Origin of the sequence: Microbacterium sp. OR21 (genome assembly GCF_047306785.1) — a bacterium.
Taxonomy (GTDB): Bacteria; Actinomycetota; Actinomycetes; order Actinomycetales; family Microbacteriaceae; genus Microbacterium; species Microbacterium esteraromaticum_E.
In genome coordinates this window covers 1-1,417 of record NZ_JAZEXJ010000015.1, presented here as the reverse complement: position 1 = coordinate 1,417, position 1,417 = coordinate 1, and the positions used below count along the sequence as shown (strand labels likewise).

The following is a 1,417-nucleotide window of genomic DNA, read 5'->3' as shown; positions in this document are numbered from 1 at the left end:
GGCCGCGTCCGTTTGAGTGGTGGTCTTTCGCTTCGTTGCGATGATCAGCTGTCGTTAGTTTAGGCGGCGGTGATCTCGGGGAGTATCACCGCCTCGTCGATGGTGGGGGTGGTCGCGGTGAGCTCGGTCATGGAGGCTTCGGAGAAGTAGCGGCGGTCGGCGGCTTCCCATTCGTCGTGTTGCTCGACGAGGACGGAGCCGGCCAGGCGGAGCAGGGCGGCGTTGTTCGGGAACACGCCAACGACGTCGGTGCGGCGCTTGATCTCCCGATTGAGGCGTTCCAGCGGGTTCGTGGACCAGATCTGTCGCCAATGCCGGGCGGGGAACGCTTTGAACGCGAGGATGTCGTCACGGGCGTCGGTGAGCATCACGGCGGTCTTGGGGTGGACGCGCTCGATCATGCGCACGACTTCGTCGAACTGGGCATCGATGTGCTCGGCGTCGGGTTGGGCGAAGATCGTGCGGATCACGCTGGCGACCATCTCCTGCCGGCCCTTCGGGAGGGCGGTCAGGACGTTGCGCATGAAGTGGACGCGGCAGCGCTGCCAGGCGGCGCCCTGCAACACGGTCGCTGCGGCCTTCTTCAGTCCGGCGTGGGCGTCGGAGATCACCAGCTTCACCCCGCCCAGACCTCGTGTCTTCAACGAGCGCAGGAACTGCTTCCAGAACTCCTCGGTCTCGCTGTCTCCGACATCGAAGCCCAGCACGACCCGCCGCCCGTCAGCGGCGACGCCGATCGCGACGACGACCGCCTGGGACACGACACGGTGGTCGATGCGGACCTTGCAGTAGGTCGCGTCGAGGAACACGTAGGGGTAGGCGATGTCAGACAGCGAGCGGTCGCGGAACGATGCGACCTCGGCGTCGAGCCCTTGGCAGATGCGGGACACCTCGGACTTCGAGATGCCAGTGTCAGCGCCGAGCGCTTTGACGAGGTCATCGACCTTCCGGGTTGAGACGCCGTGGAGGTAGGCCTCCATCACGACCGCGAACAAGGCTTGGTCGACCCGGCGGCGCCGCTCCAGCAGCGACGGGAAGAACGACCCCTGCCGCAACTTCGGGATCCGCAACTCCAGATCCCCAGCCGTGGTCGACAGCACCCGCGGCCGGGAACCGTTGCGGGTAGTCGTGCGCTCGCTCGTGCGCTCGTAGGGGGCGGCGCCGATGAATGCGGCTGTCTCCGCGTCGATCAGCTCCTGGTAGAGCCGCTCGGTCGCGGCTCGGATGCGGTCGGTGGTGCCGGTGAGCTTCAGTTCCCCGAGCAGCTCGAGGAGGGCAGACTGGTCAAGAGCCATCGTGCGGTGTCGTCTTTCTGTGTGAGTTCTTGGTCGTTCTCACTGACCATCGCACGATGGCTCACCCCGTCGCGGTCACGACGCCGCGGGCCCGAAAGACCACCACCCCGCGGGACTCCAGG

The 1,417-nt window shown here is 66.4% G+C and carries 1 protein-coding gene; it reads right to left on the bottom strand.

From position 1 onward, the window contains the following. Positions 1–59: 59 nt before the first annotated feature. Positions 60–1,295 carry an IS256 family transposase gene (locus tag V2S04_RS14905; RefSeq protein ID WP_046746337.1) on the bottom strand — a complete coding sequence of 412 codons (1,236 nt, stop codon included), beginning with the start codon at positions 1,293–1,295 and terminating at the stop codon, positions 60–62. Between the last annotated feature and the right edge of the window lie 122 nt (positions 1,296–1,417).

Excerpts from the sequence above, each read along its gene's own strand:
- V2S04_RS14905 (WP_046746337.1), bottom strand. The coding sequence starts at position 1,295 with ATGGCTCTTGACCAGTCTGCCCTCCTCGAGCTGCTCGGGGAACTGAAG.